The organism is Bradyrhizobium sp., from assembly GCF_049519115.1.
Taxonomy (GTDB): Bacteria; Pseudomonadota; Alphaproteobacteria; order Rhizobiales; family Xanthobacteraceae; genus Bradyrhizobium.
This window is the reverse complement of the sequence record NZ_JBEKRB010000010.1, coordinates 86,587-107,655: the sequence shown is the minus strand read 5'-3', so window position 1 is coordinate 107,655 and position 21,069 is coordinate 86,587. Positions and strand designations below refer to the sequence as shown.

Annotated in this window: 20 protein-coding genes; 11 read left to right on the top strand and 9 right to left on the bottom strand. The window is 61.2% G+C overall.

Going from position 1 to position 21,069, the window contains the following annotated elements; translation table 11 throughout:
* Position 1: 1 nt before the first annotated feature.
* A complete protein-coding gene (locus tag ABSE61_RS11050; protein ID WP_423871135.1) occupies positions 2–226 on the bottom strand; it encodes a hypothetical protein in 225 nt (74 codons plus the stop codon).
* A gap of 155 nt (positions 227–381) precedes the next feature.
* Positions 382–1,362, bottom strand: a complete 981-nt coding sequence (locus ABSE61_RS11045; protein WP_423871134.1) for a magnesium transporter CorA family protein — start codon at positions 1,360–1,362, stop codon at positions 382–384.
* A gap of 409 nt (positions 1,363–1,771) precedes the next feature.
* On the opposite strand from ABSE61_RS11045, the gene ABSE61_RS11040 reads away from it, so the two are divergent.
* Entirely contained in the window at positions 1,772–2,467 is a 696-nt protein-coding gene (locus ABSE61_RS11040) for a L,D-transpeptidase (protein ID WP_423871133.1), read from the top strand.
* 38 nt (positions 2,468–2,505) lie between these two features.
* On the opposite strand, the gene ABSE61_RS11035 is transcribed toward ABSE61_RS11040, so the two are convergent.
* On the bottom strand, positions 2,506–3,471 hold the full coding sequence (locus ABSE61_RS11035) for an extensin family protein (protein WP_423871132.1): 966 nt from the start codon (positions 3,469–3,471) through the stop codon (positions 2,506–2,508).
* Positions 3,472–3,528: 57 nt separating this feature from the next.
* Here ABSE61_RS11035 and ABSE61_RS11030 point away from each other — a divergent pair, with 57 nt between their 5' ends.
* Both ABSE61_RS11030 and ABSE61_RS11025 read left to right on the top strand, forming a co-directional pair.
* Complete coding sequence (locus ABSE61_RS11030) at positions 3,529–5,151, top strand: fatty-acid--CoA ligase (RefSeq protein WP_423871131.1); 1,623 nt, start codon at positions 3,529–3,531, stop codon at positions 5,149–5,151.
* Between the two features lie 165 nt (positions 5,152–5,316).
* Entirely contained in the window at positions 5,317–6,168 is an 852-nt protein-coding gene (locus tag ABSE61_RS11025; RefSeq protein ID WP_423871130.1) for a DUF1499 domain-containing protein, read from the top strand.
* 136 nt (positions 6,169–6,304) lie between these two features.
* Here the strand turns inward: ABSE61_RS11025 and ABSE61_RS11020 are convergent, their stop codons facing one another.
* The 3 genes from ABSE61_RS11020 to ribB form a co-directional block, all read right to left on the bottom strand.
* Positions 6,305–7,222 (bottom strand): MBL fold metallo-hydrolase, encoded by a 918-nt coding sequence (locus ABSE61_RS11020; protein ID WP_423871129.1) that lies wholly within the window; start codon positions 7,220–7,222, stop codon positions 6,305–6,307.
* Positions 7,223–7,377: 155 nt separating this feature from the next.
* Complete coding sequence (locus ABSE61_RS11015; RefSeq protein ID WP_423871128.1) at positions 7,378–8,592, bottom strand: acyl-CoA dehydrogenase; 1,215 nt, start codon at positions 8,590–8,592, stop codon at positions 7,378–7,380.
* A 147-nt stretch (positions 8,593–8,739) separates the two neighbouring features.
* A complete protein-coding gene (gene ribB / locus ABSE61_RS11010) occupies positions 8,740–9,816 on the bottom strand; it encodes a 3,4-dihydroxy-2-butanone-4-phosphate synthase (protein WP_423871127.1) in 1,077 nt (358 codons plus the stop codon).
* A 148-nt stretch (positions 9,817–9,964) separates the two neighbouring features.
* Between ribB and ABSE61_RS11005 the strand changes: the two genes are divergently transcribed.
* The 3 genes from ABSE61_RS11005 to ABSE61_RS10995 all read left to right on the top strand — a co-directional run bounded on the left by ABSE61_RS11005 (position 9,965) and on the right by ABSE61_RS10995 (position 13,412).
* Complete coding sequence (locus ABSE61_RS11005; protein ID WP_423871126.1) at positions 9,965–11,206, top strand: aminotransferase-like domain-containing protein; 1,242 nt, start codon at positions 9,965–9,967, stop codon at positions 11,204–11,206.
* Between the two features lie 39 nt (positions 11,207–11,245).
* Positions 11,246–12,133, top strand: coding sequence for a LysR family transcriptional regulator (locus ABSE61_RS11000; RefSeq protein ID WP_423871125.1), 888 nt, complete (start codon positions 11,246–11,248; stop codon positions 12,131–12,133).
* 115 nt (positions 12,134–12,248) lie between these two features.
* On the top strand, positions 12,249–13,412 hold the full coding sequence (locus ABSE61_RS10995) for a YbfB/YjiJ family MFS transporter (RefSeq protein WP_423871124.1): 1,164 nt from the start codon (positions 12,249–12,251) through the stop codon (positions 13,410–13,412).
* Here ABSE61_RS10995 and ABSE61_RS10990 read toward each other — a convergent pair.
* A complete protein-coding gene (locus ABSE61_RS10990) occupies positions 13,405–14,679 on the bottom strand; it encodes an amidohydrolase family protein (protein WP_423871123.1) in 1,275 nt (424 codons plus the stop codon). The two genes, ABSE61_RS10995 and ABSE61_RS10990, sit on opposite strands and share 8 nt — an antisense overlap.
* Before the next feature lie 335 nt (positions 14,680–15,014).
* Between ABSE61_RS10990 and ABSE61_RS10985 the strand changes: the two genes are divergently transcribed.
* Positions 15,015–16,292, top strand: coding sequence for a serine hydrolase domain-containing protein (locus tag ABSE61_RS10985; RefSeq protein ID WP_423871122.1), 1,278 nt, complete (start codon positions 15,015–15,017; stop codon positions 16,290–16,292).
* 128 nt (positions 16,293–16,420) lie between these two features.
* Complete coding sequence (locus ABSE61_RS10980; RefSeq protein WP_423871121.1) at positions 16,421–16,612, top strand: hypothetical protein; 192 nt, start codon at positions 16,421–16,423, stop codon at positions 16,610–16,612.
* Between the two features lie 63 nt (positions 16,613–16,675).
* On the opposite strand, the gene ABSE61_RS10975 is transcribed toward ABSE61_RS10980, so the two are convergent.
* Positions 16,676–17,494, bottom strand: coding sequence for an aldo/keto reductase (locus ABSE61_RS10975; RefSeq protein ID WP_423871120.1), 819 nt, complete (start codon positions 17,492–17,494; stop codon positions 16,676–16,678).
* A 207-nt stretch (positions 17,495–17,701) separates the two neighbouring features.
* On the bottom strand, positions 17,702–18,265 hold the full coding sequence (locus ABSE61_RS10970; RefSeq protein WP_423871118.1) for a hypothetical protein: 564 nt from the start codon (positions 18,263–18,265) through the stop codon (positions 17,702–17,704).
* Positions 18,266–18,543: 278 nt separating this feature from the next.
* Between ABSE61_RS10970 and ABSE61_RS10965 the strand changes: the two genes are divergently transcribed.
* Genes ABSE61_RS10965 through ABSE61_RS10955 form a run of 3 tightly spaced genes read left to right on the top strand, consistent with a single transcriptional unit; the run spans position 18,544 to position 21,066 of the window.
* Entirely contained in the window at positions 18,544–19,422 is an 879-nt protein-coding gene (locus tag ABSE61_RS10965) for an ABC transporter substrate-binding protein (protein WP_423871173.1), read from the top strand.
* 11 nt (positions 19,423–19,433) lie between these two features.
* Positions 19,434–20,300, top strand: coding sequence for an ABC transporter permease (locus ABSE61_RS10960; protein WP_423871117.1), 867 nt, complete (start codon positions 19,434–19,436; stop codon positions 20,298–20,300).
* Positions 20,293–21,066 (top strand): ABC transporter ATP-binding protein, encoded by a 774-nt coding sequence (locus tag ABSE61_RS10955; protein WP_423871116.1) that lies wholly within the window; start codon positions 20,293–20,295, stop codon positions 21,064–21,066. The genes ABSE61_RS10960 and ABSE61_RS10955 overlap by 8 nt, the downstream gene beginning before the upstream one ends.
* Positions 21,067–21,069: the final 3 nt, after the last annotated feature.

The following is a 21,069-nucleotide window of genomic DNA, read 5'->3' as shown; positions in this document are numbered from 1 at the left end:
TCTAGATCAGCCCGCGCAGGATTTGCGCGGCCTGCCAGCGCAGGGCCTCTTCGGCGTTGGCAATGCTGGAGCACTCGTCTTCCCGTTCGCCTTCGGCAAGCGCCGCACCGCAATGCCGGCAGCTACGCGCCGACATCGCCGGCGCCCTCGCCACAATATTGCGGCCCTGCTGGTAGCTCGCGAAGTCGATGACGTTCTGCATTGGCCTTATGACTTTCTCAACCATTGGCGTTCTCGCGCGTCGTTCTGCCAACGTTATGGCAGAAAGCCGTCGCGTAAACGTTCAGTCCTCCGCTCAAATTTTAGCGGAGCGATTGAGAGGAGGAGTCCGGGAGTTTCGACTACTTTTTTAACCTCGATCGCCAGGCGGAACCGGCCAGTTTACAGCCACTTCTTCCACCTGAAATACATGTAGGGCGCCACAGCCGCGGCCACCATCATCAGCACCGCCAGGGGATAGCCGTGCTGCCATTCCAGTTCCGGCATCACCTTGAAATTCATGCCGTAGATCGAGGCAATCAGGGTCGGCGGCATCAACACAACCGCCATCACCGAAAACAGCTTGATGATGTTGTTCTGTTCCAGATTGACGACGCCGAGCATCGCATCGAGGATGAAGGTGATCTTGTTGGAAAGATAGGAGGCGTGATCGGTCAGCGAAGCGACGTCGCGCTGCATGGTCTTGAGCTGCTCGCGCATGTCCTTGGACCACTTCACACCGTCGACGGCGGCCGCCACAAAGGTGACGACGCGACCGATCGAGACCAGGCTCTCTCGCACCTTGGAGGTCAGGTCGCCCTTGCGGCCGATCGCGATCAGGATGTCGGAATAGCGTTTGGCGTGCCCGGTGCGCGCCGTTCCCTCGGGTTCGAAAATCTGGTGGCTGATTGCGTCCATCTCGCTGCCGGCGCGCTCCAGGATGTCGGCGTTGCGATCAATCACCGCGTCCAGAAGCTCCATCAGCACCATTTCGCCGGTAATGCCGGCTGGGCAATTGCGCGCCAGCTTGTTTTCCACCAGCACGAACGGCCTCGGTTCGTCGTAGCGCACGGTGACCAGTCGGTGACTGGCCAGGATGAAGGTGACGGCGGTGGTACGGGGATTTTCCGTGTCTGCCGCGCACATCAGGGTGGAGGTCATATAACGCGCCCCGTTTTCGATATAGAGGCGGCTGGATATCTCGATTTCCTGCATGTCTTCCCGGGTTGGGACGGCGATGCCGGCCAGCCGCTCCACCGCCTTGTCCTCGGCGGCGGTCGGCTTGACCAGGTCGACCCAGACCGCCGCCTCCGGTAAATGGTCCAGATCGCCGATGGTGGCCTTTTTCAGAGAAGATTCGCTGGGGACAAACACCGAGAACATGGACGGCTCCGGACTTGAAACACAACTTTAACCACTGGCGCTGTTCCAACGTTTCGCAGAAACGCGTCGGCTCGGGTGCGAATATTGGAGACGGCCCAGGAATTTGAGTAGGAATTCGAGTTTGACAGGTATTTCCTGACCAGGCGGTGAACTCCCGGCCATTTGCGGCGCCGCTATGGCAGGAGAATGGCGATGATCTGATCGACCGATCAAGTTATTGCAGGATAATGCCCGGCTGCTCAAGCGCTTGCGGCAAAAAAGACACAGGAAGCCTGCCGCAGTGCAGGGCGATGATCCTAGCTCTGGAATTATTGTCAATTTCGGCGATAATGTGGGAAGTGAAGGTGGAGTCGTGGCGGGACCAAAAGCCCCGCGCTTCGAGTAAATCGCTTTCGATTGGAAACCCAAAATGCCGTTGAAATTGACGTCGCTGAAATTGGCAATGGCTGTGACCGCTGCCGGCCTGCTGCTCTCGGGCTGCATGGAAACGGCTAACTATGAGGCGACCAACACCGGCGCGTTCAAACAGCGCGACAAGGAATTGCTGGCGAAGGTTCGTTACGAGCAAGTGCAGCCGTCGGAGACTTTCCGCCGCGCCATCGTCGAATATCATCGCAAGGAAGCGCCCGGCTCGATCGTGGTCGATTCCGACAACCACTACCTCTATTACGTGCAGAACGACGGCAAGGCGATCCGCTACGGCATCACCGTCGGCGAAGAGGCCATGGCATGGTCGGGCATTGCAAAGATTGGCAGCATGACCGAATGGCCGGCTTGGCATCCGACCAAGGGCGAGATCGAGCGTCTCGGCGTTCCTACGTTCGTGCCGCCGGGACCCGACAATCCGATGGGTTCGCGCGCGATGTATCTTTATTCGGGCGGCAAGGACACGCTGTTCCGGATTCACGGCACCAACCAGCCCGAATATATCGGCCAGTCGATCTCCTCCGGTTGCATCCGCATGACCAACGAGGACGTGATCGATCTGTATAATCGCGCCAAGGTCGGCACCATCGTCGTCGTGCTGGCGCCGCATCACGGCGATGCGCCATTCGGCTCGTCGCAGATGGCGCTCGGCTCGACCAATATGGGCTCGGTACAATAACCGATCCGAATTCGAGCTGAGAGATAAAAAGCGCCGGTTTACCGGCGCTTTTTCGTTGGCGGGTTATCGGATGATTTCTCCGCCGGTTGTTCTAGCGCAGGATCGGCCTCACCGCCGTTCGGCTTCGCTTCCGGTTCATTGGCAACCGCACGCGGCGGGGCCTCCTCCGGGCGCGGGGCCGGCAGCATCGGCGCCACGGCCGGCAACGGGTCCCACACATTCCACTGGCAAATCCGGTAGTCGTTGCGCCGTTCCATCAGATCAAGATGGATGTGATCTTCGTGGTAACCGTCGGAGCCCGGCCCCAGCACGGTTGAGAATCGCGCGCACACCGAGTGCAGCACCGTCTCGCGCACGTCTCGCGCCACGTTGCGGTCGGTCAGCGAAATCGTCCGGCCATCGGAAAATTTGAACGAGCGAACATCGAGCGCATTGGCACGGCCGTGTTCTGACAGTTGGGCGCCGACGATGCGGTTGCGGCCGCGGCATTCAAAGGAGTCGAAATTGTCGAGACCGGCGATGGCGCTTCCAAGGCCCTTGGCGAGCGTTGCGATATCGCTGCGAACCCAATCCGCGATCGCGGACGCCATCTTGCAGCGCAGGATCGCCGCGGGCTTGACCGTGACCTGACGGTTATCCGGCAAAACCACCACCTCCAGCCGCACCAGATCCTCACCGCCGCAGCCGCCAGTACCATGAATGTCTGGAATGCTCGGCGCGATCGCAATCGCCTCCGTCAAAGCGAGCCGGCAGGCGGAAAGTGCAGGCGCAGGCGCGGCCGGTGGTTCGGCGTTCTTCACTTCGGGAGCTGTGGGCGGCTCGACCACCGCCGACGGCGCCTCCGCCGGACGGGGCCTTGGCAAGGGCACTTTCAACTTTGCGGCAGCGAAATGCGTCTGGCCGCAGGCGAACAGCAGCGTGGCCACGGTAACCATGGCGGCCCGACGGGCGCGCCCCCTACGAGAAGCCCACTTGCGGCGTCCCTTCCCCGCGCTAGACTTCATGTCCAATCGCGCCAAAGAACCGCGAAAAGCGATCGAACATTCAGGAGGGATGTCCCTATGCTGGGATTGATGCAAGACTGGCCTTTGCTGTGTCACCGAATTCTCGAGCACGCAGCGACCATCCACGGCTCGCAGGAAATCGTTACACGGTCGATCGAAGGTCCCATCCATCGCACCAATTATGCCGAAATCCACAAGCGTGCGCTGAAGATCTCGCAGCGGCTGGAACGCGACGGCATCAAGCTCGGCGACCGCGTGGCCACCATCGCCTGGAACACCTGGCGTCACCTTGAAGCATGGTACGGCATCATGGGTATCGGCGCGATCTGCCATACCGTCAATCCACGGCTGTTTCCCGAGCAGATCGCCTGGATCATCAATCATGCCGAGGACCGCGTGGTGATGACCGACATCACCTTCGTGCCGATCCTGGAAAAGATCGCCGACAAGCTGCCAAGCGTCGAGCGCTACATCGTGTTCACCGACAAGGCCCATATGCCGCAGACGACGCTGAAGAATGCGGTCGCCTATGAGGACTGGATCGGCGAGGTCGACGGCGACTTCAAATGGAAAACCTTCGACGAAAATACCGCGGCGGCGATGTGCTACACCTCCGGCACGACAGGCGATCCAAAGGGCGTACTGTATTCGCACCGCTCCAACGTCATGCATGCGCTGATGGCCAATACCGGCGATTCGCTCGGCGCCGGTGCCGGCGATACCATGCTGCCGGTGGTTCCGCTGTTCCACGCCAACAGCTGGGGCATCGCGTTTTCGGCGCCATCGATGGGGACCAAGCTGGTGCTGCCCGGCGCCAAGCTCGACGGCGCCTCCGTCTTTGAACTGCTGGAAACCGAAAAGGTCACCCACACAGCCGGCGTTCCTACGGTGTGGCTGATGTTGCTCAACCACATGGCCGCCAACCATCTGAAGCTGCCGCATCTGCGCATGGTGGTGTGCGGCGGCTCGGCGATGCCGCGCTCAATGATCAAGGCCTTCGTCGATATGGGCGTCACGGCGCGACACGCCTGGGGCATGACCGAGATGAGCCCGATCGGCACGCTGGCCACGCTGAAGCCTCCCTTCGACGGACTTGAAGGCGAAGAAGCGCTCGACATCCTCCAGACCCAGGGCTACCCGCCATTCGGCGTGCAGATGAAAATCACCGACGACGCCGGCAAGGAGCTGCCGTGGGACGGCAAGACCTTCGGTCGCCTCAAGGTCTCCGGGCCTTCGGTCGCCAAGGCCTATTTCCGGGTCGATGCCGACATTCTGGATGAGAACGGTTTCTTCGACACCGGCGATGTCGCCACCATCGATCCCTTCGGCTACATGCGGATTACTGATCGCTCCAAGGATGTGATCAAGTCCGGCGGCGAGTGGATTTCCTCGATCGATTTGGAAAATCTCGCCGTCGGCCACCCGGCGGTCGCGGAAGCCGCCGTGATCGGCGTGCATCATCCCAAATGGGACGAGCGGCCCTTGCTTATCGTCCAGCTCAAGCAGGGGCAGAAAGCGACGCGGGAAGACATCCTGAAATTCATGGACGGCAAGATCGCCAAATGGTGGATGCCCGACGACATTGCTTTCGTCGACGGTATTCCGCATACGGCGACCGGCAAGATCCTGAAGACGGCGCTGCGCGAGCAATTCAAGGCTTACAGTTTCCCAGGCACGTAGTGACAATAGCCAAATGGAGGGGCCGGCGGGCCGCGACCATCAGCCTGTGCTCCCTTGAATTCGGCGCAAGTTCGTGGTCTCAAACGGGTTAATTTGAGCACCCGGCCGGTTCCGGCCGGCAGTTCCTAACCCGGCAGAAATCCAACCCGGCAGAAATCGAAAGCCATGGCCCGCAGGTTTTCCGCTCCCTATCTATCGGAGCCCGTGTCGGGTTTGGCGTCGTGGTCGCGCAACCTCGCGGTATTTGCCGTGGTCGCGGTCGTGGTCTCGATCATCATCGTCCGTTTTGGTTTTCTCGAAATCAAGCCGGCGCTCGCCACGTTTTTTGGTGCGCTCGCCTGCGCCGGCCTTTCCATCCTGATCGGCTTGATCGGCGCGGCTGCGATCTGGCAGAGCGGCGCCCAGGGCGTGAGCCGAATCCTGCTGGCGTTCCTGATCGATGCGGTGCTGCTCGCTTATCCCGCCTATCTCGCCCTGCAATATCGCAGGCTGCCCGCGATCCACGACATCACCACCGACCCGATTGACCCGCCGCGCTTCGAGGCGCTGGCGCGGCTGCGCAGCGGCGACGGCGCCAATCCGGCCGTCTATGCCGGCCTCTATTCGGCCGAGCAACAGCGCATTGCCTATCCCGATATCGAAACGGTCGAACTCGAGGTTCCCGTGCAGCGGGCCTATGAAATCACGTTGCAGCTTGTCACCAAACGCAAATGGCTTGTGATCGATGAGCGCCCGCCCCAGCCGCCGCGGCGGATCGGCCGGATCGAGGCGGTAGCACGCTCGGCGATCATGGGGTTCCGCGAGGATGTTTCGATCCGCATCTCTCCTGACGACGAGGACTCACGCGTCGATATCCGCTCGGCCTCGCGTTATTTCGAGAGTGACCTCGGCAGCAATGCGGCGCGCGTCCGCAAGCTGATGGAAGACCTCAACAACGCCGCCGACAATGAAAGCCTCAAGCCCGCCAAGAAGCCAGTCGCACCTGTGAAAGCGCCGCCGAAGGTGGTGAAGAAGTGACGAATGTCATTCCGGGGCGCGCGGAGCAGCAAACTACGATTGCAATTGCACATCGTAGAATCTCGAGATTCCCCGATGCGCCAGCGCGCATCTGAGGTGTGGTGCTAACGCACCATCCCGGAATGACGATCCGAACCTAAACCAATCTGTACGTCCCGCCGATCACCGGATCGCCATCGGTCGCAACGATGCCGCGCCCAACCAGATCCTCCAGATGCGCCAGCACGGAATAGCCCGCCGCATTGATCAGGCGCGGATCGATGCCGATATAGATCGCACGTACGATGGTCGGGATGTCCGCTTCGCCCTTCGCAAGCCGGTGCAGGATCGAGGCTTCGCGGGCCTGGCGGTGGCGGATCAGGAAGCGCACATAGCGCGGCGCGTCGGGAATTTCCGGGCCGTGGCCGGAGAAATAGAGGTCTTCACCGCGCGTGGCGAGTTTTTCCAGCGAGGCCATGTAATCAACCATCGATCCGTCCGGCGGCGCCACGATCGAGGTCGACCACCCCATCACGTGATCGCCAACGAACAGGAATTTCCGATCGGGCCAGGCGAAAGCGAGATGATTGGCGGTGTGTCCGGGCGTCGCAACCGTCTGGAGCTTCCAGCCATCCCCCTCGATGACGTCGCCGTTCTTGACTTGAATGTCGGGGCGAAAGTCGCGGTCCGCACCTGACTCCGGATTATGCTTCTCGCTCTCAAACCGCGGCCGCGATGCCCGATGCGGCCCCTCGGCATAGACCGGCGCACCGGTCGGCCCCTTGATCCGCGGCGTATTCACCGAGTGGTCGCGGTGGGTATGGGTGACCAGAATATGCGTCACGGTCTCGCCGCGTACGGCATCGAGCAGCGCCGCCGCATGGGCCGCGTCGTCGGGACCGGGGTCGATGATCGCGACCTTGCCGCGGCCGACGATGTAGCTCACCGTTCCCGTGAAGGTGAAGGGGCTCGGATTGTTGCAGAGGATGCGCCGCAAGCGGGGCCGGACTTCCTCGACCACGCCGGGTGCAAGCGGAAAATTGCGATTGAACGGGACGTCGTCGGTATCGGCCATTTTGAGTTTACCAGTAGGGGACCATGTCATGGCCGGGTTCGTCCCGGCCATCCACGTCTTGGCTCAAGAAAAAGGAAGACGTGGATGCCCGGCACAAGGCCGGGCATGACGGAATTGGATGCCGGACCAACGTCTCCCCCTGAGATGATCGAATTCTACGAAAACGCCTGAATGCCGGTGATGGCGCGACCGAGGATCAGGGCATGAACGTCGTGGGTGCCCTCATAGGTGTTCACGGTCTCCAGGTTCGCGGTGTGCCGCATCACGTGATATTCGATCTGGATGCCGTTGCCGCCGTGCATGTCGCGCGCGGTGCGGGCGATGTCGAGCGCCTTGCCGCAGTTGTTGCGCTTGACGATGGAAATCATCTCCGGGGCCATCTTGCCCTCGTCCATCAGCCGCCCGACCCGCAATGAGGCCTGCAGGCCGAGCGCGATGTCGGTCTGCATGTCGGCAAGTTTCTTCTGCACCAATTGCGTCGCTGCCAGCGGCCGGTTGAACTGCTTGCGGTCGAGCGTGTATTGCCGCGCACGGTGCATGCAGTCCTCTGCCGCGCCCATCGCGCCCCAGGAAATACCGTAGCGAGCGCGGTTAAGGCAACCGAACGGACCCTTGAGGCCGGAGACGTTGGGCAAGAGCGCGCTCTCCGGCACCTCGACCCCCTCCATCACGACTTCGCCGGTGACGGAGGCGCGGAGTGACAGCTTGCCGCCGATCTTCGGCGCGGAAAGTCCCTTCATGCCCTTTTCAAGGATGAAGCCGCGGATCTGATTATTGTGTTCGGCGGACTTGGCCCAGATCACGAACACGTCGGCGATCGGCGCATTGGAAATCCACATCTTGGTGCCGGTCAGCCGGTAGCCGTCGGAGGTTTTCTCCGCGCGAGTCTTCATGCCGCCGGGGTCGGAGCCGGCATCGGGCTCGGTCAGCCCGAAACAACCGACCCATTCTCCGGTTGCGAGTTTCGGCAGATATTTCTTGCGCTGGTTCTCGTCGCCGTAGGCATAGATCGGATGCATCACGAGCGAGGACTGCACCGAATTCATCGAGCGATAGCCGGAATCGACGCGTTCGATCTCACGCGCAACTAAGCCATAGGCGACGTAGCTGGCGTTGGCGCAGCCATATTCCTCCGGCAGCGTGATGCCGATCAGGCCGAGCTCGCCCATTTCATGAAAGATGTCGCGATCGACCTTCTCTTCCAGATAGGCCTTGGTAACCCGCGGCAACAGCTTGTCCTGCGCGTAGGCGCGCGCGGTATCGCGGATCATTCGCTCGTCTTCGGTCAACTGTTCGTCGAGCAGAAATGGATCATCCCACAGAAAATTGACGGGAGACGGTTTGTCCTTGGCCTGAGGGCGCACGCTCATGGAAAATCCTTTCGCAACATTGGATTTATTTTAATGCGCAACGGGCAAGAGCGCAAATCGCCGGCCCCGTTATTCCGCGTCTGGTCTGGAGCCTATCATCATCGCGCGGTCACGCGACCGATTGAGCCATCCCGGAATGACACAAATCTACCCTTCGAGCTGCTCGTTCGAGACGATCTCGATGCCAAATCCGGAAAGCCCCTTGTAGTCGTGTGACGATGAGGTCAGGTTCCGGATCGAGGTGACGCCGAGGTCGCGCAGGATTTGCGCGCCGACGCCGACTTCACGCCATTGCCTGTTGCGGTCGGCCTCCGCGGTCTTCTCCTCCGGCAATGGCGCCACCGGAACGCCGGCAGCGCCGTCGCGCAAGTAGACCATAACGCCGCTAGCGTTCTTCTTGAACCGTTCCAACACCGCTTTCATGTGTTTCGGCCCGGTGAAGATATCCCTGATGATGTTGGGCTTGTGGAAACGCGTCAGCACATTCTTGCCGTCGCCGACGCCGTTATAGACAAAAGCGACGTGGGCGATCGAATCGAACGGCGAGCGGTAGGCAAAGCCCTGCATCGGCCCGATCGGGCTGTCGGCGGTGAAGGTCGAGACGCGCTCGATCAGCTTCTCGCGCGCCTGGCGGTAGGCGATCATGTCGGCAATCGTGACATGCTTGAGCTTGTGGGTCTTGGCGAACTGCGCAACCTGCACGCCCTTCATCACCGAGCCATCGTCATTCATCAGCTCGCTGATGACGCCGACCGGCGGCAAGCCGCTCAGCCGGCACAGGTCGACCGCCGCCTCGGTATGGCCGGAGCGCAAGAGTACGCCGCCGTCCCGGGCAATCAGCGGAAACACGTGGCCGGGCCGGGCAAAGTCGTTGGCGCCGACATTCGGATTGGCCAGCGCCCGGCAACACGAGGCACGCTCCTCTGCCGAAATCCCCGTGCCGCCGTCGGGCTTGTAGTCGATCGAGACGGTAAAGGCGGTGGTATGGCTGGAATCGTTATGCGCCACCATCGGATCGAGCCGCAGCCGGCGCGCGTCTTCCTGTGTGATCGGGGCGCAGACGATGCCCGAGGTGTGGCGGATGATGAACGCCATCTTTTCAGGCGTGCAGAACGAGGCTGCAACGATCAGGTCGCCCTCGCCCTCGCGGTCGTCATCGTCGGTAACCACGACAAGTTCGCCCTGGGCAAAGGCATGCAGAACTTCCTGGATCGGATCGGCCATAGGTTCTCTCGTTTCGAAGGGCGAGCATTAGCCCGGTACGTTTAGCTGTACCAGCTTCAATACGCAGGGCAGAAAAGCCTGCCATGCGTAGCGACAAAGTCTCCCTACTTGAATAAGGTCGAATGTAATCAAGAACAAGGGAGGGCCCATGACCGCCGCACCATTCGACTTCACACCTTTGCTGCCGGCGGGCCTGCCCGCTGCCGCAACGAAATGGACGGGGTTAGCGAAATATAGCTTCGTTGGCGGCAACAACGATCCCGAACAGCTCCCGCTCGACGGTCTGATCGATGCGATTGACGCCGTGCTCAAACGCGAGGGGCGGACGCTTGCGACCTACGGGCTGGAGAGCGGTCCGCAAGGCTACCGGCCTCTACGTCAATTTCTCTCTGCGAAACTAAAGCGCGACGGCGGCATCTCGTGCACGGCCGACGATATCCTGATCGTCTCCGGCTCGCTCCAGGCGCTCGACCTGGTGAACGCCACCTTACTCGCCCGTGGCGATACTGTCATTGTTGAGCGCGACACCTATCAGGGGATGTTGAACCGGCTGACGCGGCTGGGGGTCAACACGATTGGCATTCCACTCGATCAGGACGGCATGCGGATGAACGTTTTGGCCGGCACGCTGGCCGATCTCAAACGTCGCGGCGTCACGCCGAAATATATCTACACAATCCCGACCGTGCAGAACCCGACCGGCACCATCATGCCCGAGTCGCGGCGTCTCGAACTGCTTGGGCTTGCCGAGCAACATGGCGTGCCGATCTTCGAGGACGACTGCTACGCCGATCTGATCTGGGACGGAAAGCGCCCGCCTGCGCTTCATGCCATGAGCAAGGCTGCCAACGTCATTCACATCGGCTCTTTCTCCAAATCGATCGCACCGGCCTTGCGCGTCGGCTTCATTGTCGCACCTTGGGCGGCACTGTCGCGCATGCTGCCGCTGAAGACCGACGCCGGCAGCGGCGCGCTCGAGCAGATGGCGCTCGCCGAATATTGCACACCGCATTTTGAGACCCACGTGCCGGCCTTAAGGCGCGGTCTGCGCGCGAAGCTCAATACGCTGATGGAAGCCCTCAACGAGCAATTCGGCACCACGGCGGAATTCGAAGAGCCGAAGGGCGGCATTTTCCTTTGGGTCAAACTCCCTGATCATGTCGACACGCTAAAACTCTATCAGGCCGCATTGGCCGCCGGCGTCTCGATCAATCCGGGCCCGGAATGGTCGACCGACAAGGCCTATTCCGGCTGCCGTCTGCGGCTGTGTTTTGCGAGCCCTACGCATCAGCAAATCCGCGAAGGCATAGCAGCGCTTGCCGACGTCTGCCGAAAGGAATTCGGCGTGCCGACGCGAATTGGCAATGTGGAGATGAAAGCCCGCGGATGAGCGGGCGCTGGGCCTGAGAAAGGCTCAAGGAGGCTGACAATGGATGCGGCTGACCTTCGGGTGTTTCAATGTGTCGCGAACTGCGGCAGCATGAACAAGGCCGCGCTTGAGCTCAACACGGTGCAGTCGAACGTCACCGCGCGCATCAAGACGCTGGAAGATGAAGTCGGGTTCGACCTGTTCGAGCGCACCAATCGCGGGGTTACGCTGACGGCGGCAGGCAGGCGGCTTCTGCCCTTCGCAAGCCGCGCCGCGCGCGTGCTCGACGATGCCAGGCGCGCCGTCGCCGATCAGGGATCGCCCGCGGGTCCACTGGTGATCGGTTCGTTAGAGACCACCGCCGCCCTGAGGCTGTCGCCGGTCCTCACCGAATTTGCCACGACCTATCCCGCGGTCGATTTCACCCTGCGCACCGGGACTTCCCGCGAGCTGATCGACCAGGTTCTCGACCACACTCTGGAGGGCGCCTATGTCTGCGGACCGGTAAACCATCCAGACCTGTTGGTCGAACCTCTTGTCAGGGAAGAGCTGGTGCTCCTGACTTCTCCCTTCGTAGCCAACTTTGACACACTCGCGGCCACGCCGGAGCTGAAGATCATCGTGCTGAGGATCGGATGTTCCTACCGTCTGCATCTGGAGGCCTTGCTGGCCCGGCGCGGAATCGTCGGCGTCAGATGCCTCGAATTCGGTACGCTGGAGGCGATCTTCAGCTGCGTCAGTGCAGGCCTTGGCGTGACGCTGTTGCCGAAGGCGTTGCTCGGTTCGGTGTGGGATCACAGGCGCGTGGGCACGCACACCTTACCGAACGCCGAAAAGTGGGTCGACACCGTCTTTATCCGGCATCGCGAAGCCTATGCGTCCAGCGCGCTGCGCGCCTTTCTCGATCTGGCAAAGCCGGCCACAGCACACGCTGCGGCGGCCGAGTAGTTCGCCCGCTATCACCGGATGCGATAGCCGTCATCGGATCAAACCGTTACCGGACGCAGTACCGCTTGCCGTAGGGTTAGAGCGAACGTTGGATAGCTGAAACCGGACCAAGACCATGCGAACTGATCGCTCGGCAGCGTTGGCATTCGGCGGATTGGCGTCGATGACCGCGGCGATTGGCATTGGCCGCTTCGTCTACACCCCGATCCTCCCGGCAATGCTGGGCGCGCTCGGCTGGAGCAAGTCCGATGCGGGGCTGGTCGCCTCGGCAAACCTGCTGGGCTATTTTATCGGCGCGTTGCTGGCAGGCCGGCCGTTCGTGATCGCCCGGCCAAGGCCATGGCTTCTGACGGCACTGACGATCAGCGCCATATCGACAGCCGCCATGGGGCTGCCGTCGGACATGGTCTCTTTCGTCAGCCTTCGCTTGATTGGCGGCATCGCCAGCGCCTTTGCGATTGTATGCACGTCCGCCCTCGTTCTGGAGCGATTGTCAGCTTCAGGACGCGGATCGCTGTCCGCCATTCAGTTCGCCGGCGTAGGCTTCGGGGTCATGATCTCGGCGATGGCCGTTTCCGCCATGCTGGCGGCAGGCGCGAGCTGGCGGATCCTTTGGATTGGCACGGGCTCACTCGCCATACTGGCCGCGATCGGGGCCGGGCTGTTGATTCCGGCGGCGGAAGATCATGGCGCGCCGATCAAGGCCGACGTTGCCGGCGCGCCACCTTCAGGAATGGCCGCCATGATCGTGGCCTATGGCCTGTTCGGCTTCGGTTACATCATCACCGCAACGTTCCTGGTTGCCATCGTGCGGCTGACAGCCGAAGTGCGCGTCCTTGAACCATGGGTCTGGACGTTGTTTGGGTTGGCCGCGATTCCCTCGGTAACGGTTTGGAATTGGCTGGGCAGGCGGATCGGGATCCTGAACGCCTTTGCCGCGGCATGTGCCATCGAGGCCGTCGGCGTTGCCACCAGCGTCGAATGGGTGACAATCCCAGGCATCTGCCTTTCGGCGTTGCTGTTGGGTGGAACGTTCATGGGCATTACGGTACTTGGATTCATGGCCGGGCGAGTGCTGTCGGCCGGACATCCGCACCAAGCTTTCGCGCGAATGACCGCGAGTTTCAGCCTTGGGCAAATGGCGGGCCCGGTGGTGGCCGGATTTCTGTCGGAGCGACTCGGCGATTTCCGCGTTGCATCGCTGATGGCCGCTGCGGCGTTGATCGCCGCAGCCATGCTTTCCGCCCGGACATCATGGGTCGCAAGCCGGTCTACCTGACGGCGAACGGTGCCTGATACGGCCGGCCGAACGGCACGCCGTTGATGACCGTCTGCACCGGCTTCAACTGGACCTTGCCGTCGCGCTTGTTGTTGCGGGTATCGACAAACGTGACCGGCCCCTCCACCACGTCCATGATCGAGACGTCGCCGGGCGCGCCAATCTGAAGCGTGCCGATCTTGGGCGCGCGGTTGATGATCTTGGCCGGCGCCGAGGTTGCCATCGTCACCACCTGCTCCAGCGAAAAACCCATCGCCATGAACTTGCCCATGACGTTGGGCAGATAAGGCGTGCCCGGCGTGTTGCCCGAGAACACATGGATATCCGACGAGATCGTATCTGGCGTGCAGCCGGCGGGAATCGCGACTTCGGCCACCGTGAAATCGAAGCTGCCGCCGCCATGGCCGACATCGAAGATCACGCCGCGCTGCTTGGCGGCGAGTGCGGCCGGCAGAAGCTTGCCGTCCTGCACGATGTTGGTGAAGGCGCCGGCCATGTTCGGGAAACCGGAATAGGCATGGGTCAAAACGTCGCCCGGCCGCAGCAGGTTGAGAATATCGGTCATCAATTGAGGCGTTTCGACGCCGCCGATATGCACCATCATCTTCGCCGGCCAGCCGCACATTTCGCAGGCCTGGATGCCGCGCTTGAGCGGTTCGATACCATGCTTGAAGATGACGTTCTCCGACATCCGTACCTTGACGCCGATCAGGAAATCCTGGTTTTCGGCAAGCCCCATCGCGCAGGCTTCGACCTGCGCATTGTCGATGTTGTAGAGCTCAGCAACCGGGAAAGCCGACAGGCCGTTATTGGCGATATGGAGGAAGGCATACATCCGCGCCCGCGTTTGGGCTACGATGAAACGTCGCAGCGCGGCGAGATTGTTGACGCCGGCATCGCCGGCCGACACCACGGTGGTGGTGCCCTGGAATTGCACCAGTTCGTCGGCGGGGATGCCGATCGCCGAGCCATAGGGATAGACATGGCAATGCAGGTCGACGAGGCCCGGCGTGACCAGCTTGCCCGAAGCATCGATGGTCTTGGCGGTGCGCGCGGCCGGAATTTCCGGCTCGACCGCCTCGATCAAGCCCCAGCGGATGCCGATATCGCGCTTTCCGCGCAATGACTGGCTCGGATCGAGTACGTCGCCGCCCTTGATCACCAAATCGAATTTGTCGTTCGGCCCCATCGCGGCCATGGCCGGCGACGTCGACAAAGCAGCAGCGGCCGTGCCGGCCAGAAAATGACGGCGTGACAGTTCAGACATGCAGGCGTTCTCCCCAAAATCGTCAATTTTTCTTATGGCCCGATGATGCGATGGCCGGAGCGTTTGCGCAAGCCGCAAGCCGCAGGCCGCGCCTGCGTCAAAGGCGACTGGTTTGGAGACGGCCATTAGCTTAGTCTGGCGTGAGGGCCGTCTGGTGTGGCGCTCTGACGTTCCTTTTAGTTTTGCAGCGATCTCTTCAAAGGAACGCCAGGGCCAAAGCCACACTAGAAATCATATTTGCAGTGTCCCTTTGGTTCTAACATTCGTAAAAGTGCCTGCCGCGATATGATACGAATATCAGAACCGGGACACTAGAGCCCAAACGGGAGACGCTCATGACCACCGGCCTTCGATCGCTCGCCGTCACATTCTGCTTTCTTATCTCCGGCGCGGCCCTTGCGGCCGACCCGATGCCGCGCGCCAAACCCGAGGAAGTCGGGATGTCGAGCGAACGCCTGGCGCGCATCGGTGAAGTGTTGAAGGCCGACATCGCCGCAGGCCGCATTCCCGGCGCAGTCATTGCGATTGCGCGGCACGGCAGGCTGGTGGCGCTCGACGCATATGGCTGGCGCGACAAAGAAGCGGGCGTCGCCATGACCACCGACACCATCTTCAATATCGCTTCCATGACCAAGCCGATGACGACGGTCGGCGCACTGATGCTCTACGAACGGGGCCAGCTTCTGATCGGCGATCCCCTCTCGAAATATTTTCCGAAATTCGCCAACATGCGGGTTGCCGTTCGTGACGCGAGCGGCGAGCCGACGGCTGAAACCGTAGCCGCCGATCGACAGATCACCATCCAGGACCTGATGCGTCACACCTCCGGGCTGATCTATGGTGGCCGCGGCACGACGCTGGTGCACAAAATGTACCCGGCCGGCAGCGGCGATGCCTCGCGCGAATATGACGGCGCGGCCTTCATCGACAAACTGTCGTCGCTCCCCCTGCTCTATCAGCCGGCGACCGTCTGGGATTACGGCTTTGGCCTCGACCTGCTCGGCCTGACGATCGAGAAGATTTCCAGCCAAACGCTCGGGCAATATCTCAAGGCCAACCTGTTCACACCGCTCGGCATGAACGATACAGGTTTTTCGATTTCCGCCGATCAGGCGGCGCGCTACGCCAAGCCGCTGCCGATCGATCCCGACACCGGCAAGCCACAGGCACGCAGCCCCGAATTGACACAGCCACTCAAGTTTGAATGCGGCGGCGGCTGCGCGGCTTCCACCGCCTCGGATTATCTCCGTTTTGCGATGATGCTGATGAACCAGGGCCGTAGCGGTGAAGCACGTTTGCTTGGTCCAAGAACTGTCAGTTACATGCTGTCAGACCAGTTGGGTCCAAATATCAAGAATCTGATCGGCAACGCCGATCCGACCCGCGCCGACTACGGCTTTGGCCTTGGGCTTGCGGTGCGCACGACGCCCGGCGTCATCAAGATGATGGGTTCGGTCGGTCAGTTTTCCTGGCCCGGCGCCAGTGGTACCGACTGGTGGGTCGATCCAGAGGAAGAACTCGCCGTGGTGTATATGTCGGCCGCACCCGGCCCCACCCGCTGGCACTATCGCCAGACGATCAATGCGCTGGTGTATCAGGCGATCGTCGACTGACGACGCGTGACGCATGAATCTGCAGGGAACTTTTGAAGCTGAACAGCCGTTCAGAATTCTCTTGCGATCCCTGCGGAACGTTCCCTCCTGCTGCGATGTTTAATCTTCACACAATGGAGGAGAACAACATGAAGAAGCTTGGATACGTTATCGTCGCGCTTGGCGCGATCGTTATTGCCGCGCCGTCGATTGCAAGCGCTGAAACGCTCGTGGTCAAGCATGGCGACCAGATGCACCGCGATCGCGGCTTGCATCGCGATCATGGCTGGCGCCATCACGACAAGATGGTGGTAATCAAGCATCGCCGCCACGAAAGCTAAGGCCGACACAGCAATGGCCCCGCAAGGGGCCATTCCCTTTTTCAAGCCTGCTTAAGTGCAGAACTAATCCCAGGCCGGTGCAAAGCCGGGATTGACGTAGCGCTGGTTTTTCGGAAGCCCTGCGATCGCTTGCAGGTCCTCGTCATCGAGCCCGATGTTCAGCGCATCCAGATTGGCCTGCTGGCTTTCCTTGCGCGAAGCCTTCGGGATCGCCGCGACGCCGTCCTGATCCAGCAGCCATTTCAGCGCGACTTGCGCCGCGCTCGCGCCATGCTTGTTGCCGATCGCGATCAGCATCTCGTTGGAGGCCGCTCTGCCTTGCGCGAGCGGACAATAGGCCACCAGCGGGATCGACTTGGCCGCCATATATTTCCGCAAGCTCGTCTGGTCGAGCATCACATGATACTCGACCTGATTGCAGGCGATCGGTGCCTTGATCTCCTCAACGACCTTCTTCAACAGCGCGACGTTGAAATTGGCGACGCCGACCGCGCGCGTGCGGCCTTCCTGCTTGAGCTTCATCAGGGTTTCGAACATTGCCGGCAGGTTCATGTTCGGCGCCGGCCAGTGCACGAGATAGAGATCGATCTGGTCGAGCCTGAGTTTTTTCAGGCTGGCATCGAAGGCACGGCGCATCGCGTCCGGCGCGAGATTCTCGTTCCAGACCTTGGTCGTGACATGCAAATCCTTACGCGCGACCTTGGAAGCCGCAATCGCCGCGCCGATCGCCTCCTCGTTGCCGTACATCTCCGCGGTGTCGATGTGGCGATAGCCGAGCGCGAGCGCGCTTTCGACCGCTGCACGGCAGGCATCGCCCTGCATGCGATAGGTGCCAAGCCCAAGGCGCGGCAGGCTGATGCCCTGCGTTTGCAGTTGTTCCATGTGCATGAACTCCGAAGATTGGCGCCTTTGTCCAAGCAAAGGCGTCCGAAAGAAATGATTCAGATGAAGGTTTGAACGAAATCAATCATCCGCCGCTGATAATGTGCCCGCGCGGCGTCATTCAAATCAAGATGGCGTCATTTGTGAAACGAATTTGACATACGCTCCCAGCCAATCGCAGGCGCTCAAGCGAATGCTGGCGCCGTCTTATCGCTTCCAGTTGCAGATGCCGCCCGACTTGCACGGCCAGGTCTGAACGGTGGTCTCACGGGCTTGGGCTTCCATGGGGTTTCTCCCGTGAAGCGCGAGCAGCGCGTGCGGCTTGTGGGGTGCCGATCGTTCCGCGCTTGCATGGGCTGTGCGCAAGCCGTAATCACCGGTCCTGATTACCGTCTTGGGCATGAAGTTCTTGGGCATGAAGTTCTTGGGCATGAAGTTCTTGGGCATGAAGTTCTTGGGCATGAAGTTCTTGGACGTGGAGTTGTTGCGCGGGGAATCGTTCTGGGCATGGACCGTTGCCGTAGCTACGGATTTGGGATCGACCACCAACTCTGCGTTGGACTGCGCCGCCTCCTTGCCGCGATCGACCGTCACATCCAGCGGTCCCGGAGCAAAACCTGCCGCAGGCCCAAGCGGCTTTGGCGACAACACCGCGTGGGACAGATCGAGATTAAGATACTCGCCGGGGCGATATTGCTGCGCGACCGAGAGGCCGCTCCACGCCAAAATCATCGCGCCAAAGGCGGCAAAGCAAACACGATTCAAGACCATCAAGGCCTCCCTCAGCCAATTTCCGCCCATCCCAACTATCTAGGGAATACGGCCGTCAATTCCAGTGGATTTTACCCGCAAGGTTACCGCTGGCGGACCCTCACCCGCGACATTTCCCCTCACACAATCGACAGTTCCCTCAATGGGAGGCTTCCTGTATAGGGTGCGGCGCCGGGCTAAAACCAGGATTTGTCGTGTTGGCTGAAAGGATTGCCATGCCCGCTGCGTCGTTTTTGACCCGCCTGCTGCCCGTTTTATTTGCAGTCTTCTCGCTGACGATGTCCGCACCGAGGGCCAACGCGGACGACAAGGTGCTCCGGGTCGGCACGCTGAAACTCATTCACGGCATCACGCCCTATTTCTACGAAAAGTTCGCGCCTCCCGGCTACAAGATCGAAGTTGTTCCCTTCGAAAGCCCGACCGACGGCAAGAACGCGGTACTGACCGGCACGGTCGATACCTGCATCCACGGCATCGCCGCGTTCCTGCTTGGCGCGGCCGCCGGCGAACCCGTCGTGATCGTCGCAGCTGCCACCAATCGCGGCATGGGCATCGTCGCCGACGCCAAATCCGACATCAAGACGGTCAAGGATTTGAAGGGCAAACGCGTCGCGATTACGCCTGGCTCGACGCAGGAAGTCGTCATCCTCGAGCGGTTGAAGGCCGAAGGCATGACGGTAGCTGACATCCAGCCGATCCGGCTGTCGTTCAGCGATATGCCGGCCGCGCTCGCCCGCGGCGATATCGACGCCTATGTCGGTGCCGAACCCGGCCCCGGAATCAGCCTCGCCAACGGCACCGGCCGACTCGTCGAATATCCCTATTCGACGCCGATCGGCTCGCTCAACATGATCCTCTCGGCCAGCGAAAAGATGATCAAGGAGAACCCCGAGCGGCTCAAACTGATCGTCGAGATGCACAAGAAGGCGACCGACTACGCGATGGCGCACCCGGAAGAAATGGTCGAGGTCGCGATGCAGAAGCTCGGCCAGCAGCGCGCATCGATCGAAAAGGCGGTTCCGAACGTCGAACTGACCTGGAAGATCGACAACAGCTTCATCGAACGCGCCAAGGCCTATAGCGGCTTGATGGTCGAGAAGAAGCAGGTGCGGCAGGCGCCCGACATGGCGCACGCCATCACTGAACAATTCATGTAAGCGCGATCGACGTGAGCGAACACGCCACCACTCTGCCTGATAGCGGCGAGAAAAGCTCGCTTGTGGCGGCCGCGCGTCGCCACAAACGGCAGCGGCTGGAGAGCCTGCGCGCCTTTGTCCTCGGCGCGGGCTTTCCGATTCTCCTGATCCTGATCTGGGACCGCGCGGTTGCGTTTAGCGGCACACGGCTGATCCCGAGCCCGTATCAGGTCGCCGTGATGATGTACGACTTCACGTTCGGAGGTGTTTATGACGACGCCTTCAGCGGCACGATCCTGATCCATGTCTGGAAATCGATGCAGCGCGTCTATGGCGGCTTCCTACTCGCTGCGCTGATCGGCGTTCCCTTGGGCCTGATGATCGGGCGCATCAAGGTGCTGCGGCAGTTACTCGATCCAACCATCTCGCTGCTGCGGCCGATTCCTGTCACCGCATGGCTGCCGCTCTCGATGATCTTCTTCGGATTGGGACCGAACGCGGCGATCTTCCTGGTGTTTCTCGGCGCGTTTTATCCGATCCTGCTGAACACGATGTTCGGCGTACGCTCGATCGATCCGCGCTTGTTCGAGGCCGCCTCCATGCTCGGCTGTTCCGGCGCCGGCATGTTCCGGCAGATCGTGTTGCCGGCATCGCTGCCCGCGATCTTCAGTGGCCTGAGGATCGCGCATGGCTTTGCCTGGATCCTGATCGTGGTCGGTGAAATGACCGGCGTTCCGACCGGCCTTGGCTCGGTGGTGATGGATGGCCGCACGCTGTCGCGCACCGATCTCGTCATCACCGGCATGATCGTGATCGGCGCCTGCGGCTTTGTTACCGATCGCATCATTGTGGCGATCAGCAATCGTCTCCTGAGCTGGAGCCCGCAGCACCGTGAGTAATGGCCAAACCGAAAACCTGACTATCCACGGCGTCACGAAACGCTTTACTGTCGGCGACGATGAAGTCGAGGCGCTGGCGCCGGTCGATCTTGTCATCCCGAAAGGCGAGTTCGCCTGCATGATCGGCGCCTCCGGCTGCGGAAAATCCACTCTGCTGCGCATCATCGCCGGTTTCGAAGAGCCGACCACCGGCGAGGTCGCGATTGACGGCGAACCCGTCACCGGCCCCGGCAGCGATCGCGGCATGGTATTTCAGGACTACGCGCTGTTCCCATGGATGACGGTGCGGCAGAACATCAGCTTCGGGCCGCGGCAGCGTCATCTCGCGCGCGAGGAGATCGAAAAAACCACCGACGAGTTTGTTCGGATGGTCGGGCTCGAGCGTTTTGCCGATCGCTATCCGAACCAGTTGTCGGGCGGCATGAAACAGCGCGTGGCGATCGCCCGCGTGCTCGCCAATAACGCCAATATTCTCCTGATGGATGAACCATTCGGAGCGCTCGATGCGCTGACGCGCGAACAGCTTCAGAACGAGCTCTTGCAAATCTGGAAACGCACCGGGGTGACCACGATCTTCGTCACCCACTCGGTCGAGGAGGCCGCGCTGCTGGCCGATCGCGTGCTGGTGATGAGCGCGGGCCCCGGGCGGATCGACAGCGATTTCCGCATCGATCTCCCTCGTCCGCGCGACGTCTCGTCACCGGAATTCAATGCGCTGCGGCGCGACGTGGCGCGACGACTGACCAGTCATCTCGCGAGAGCCTGAAAA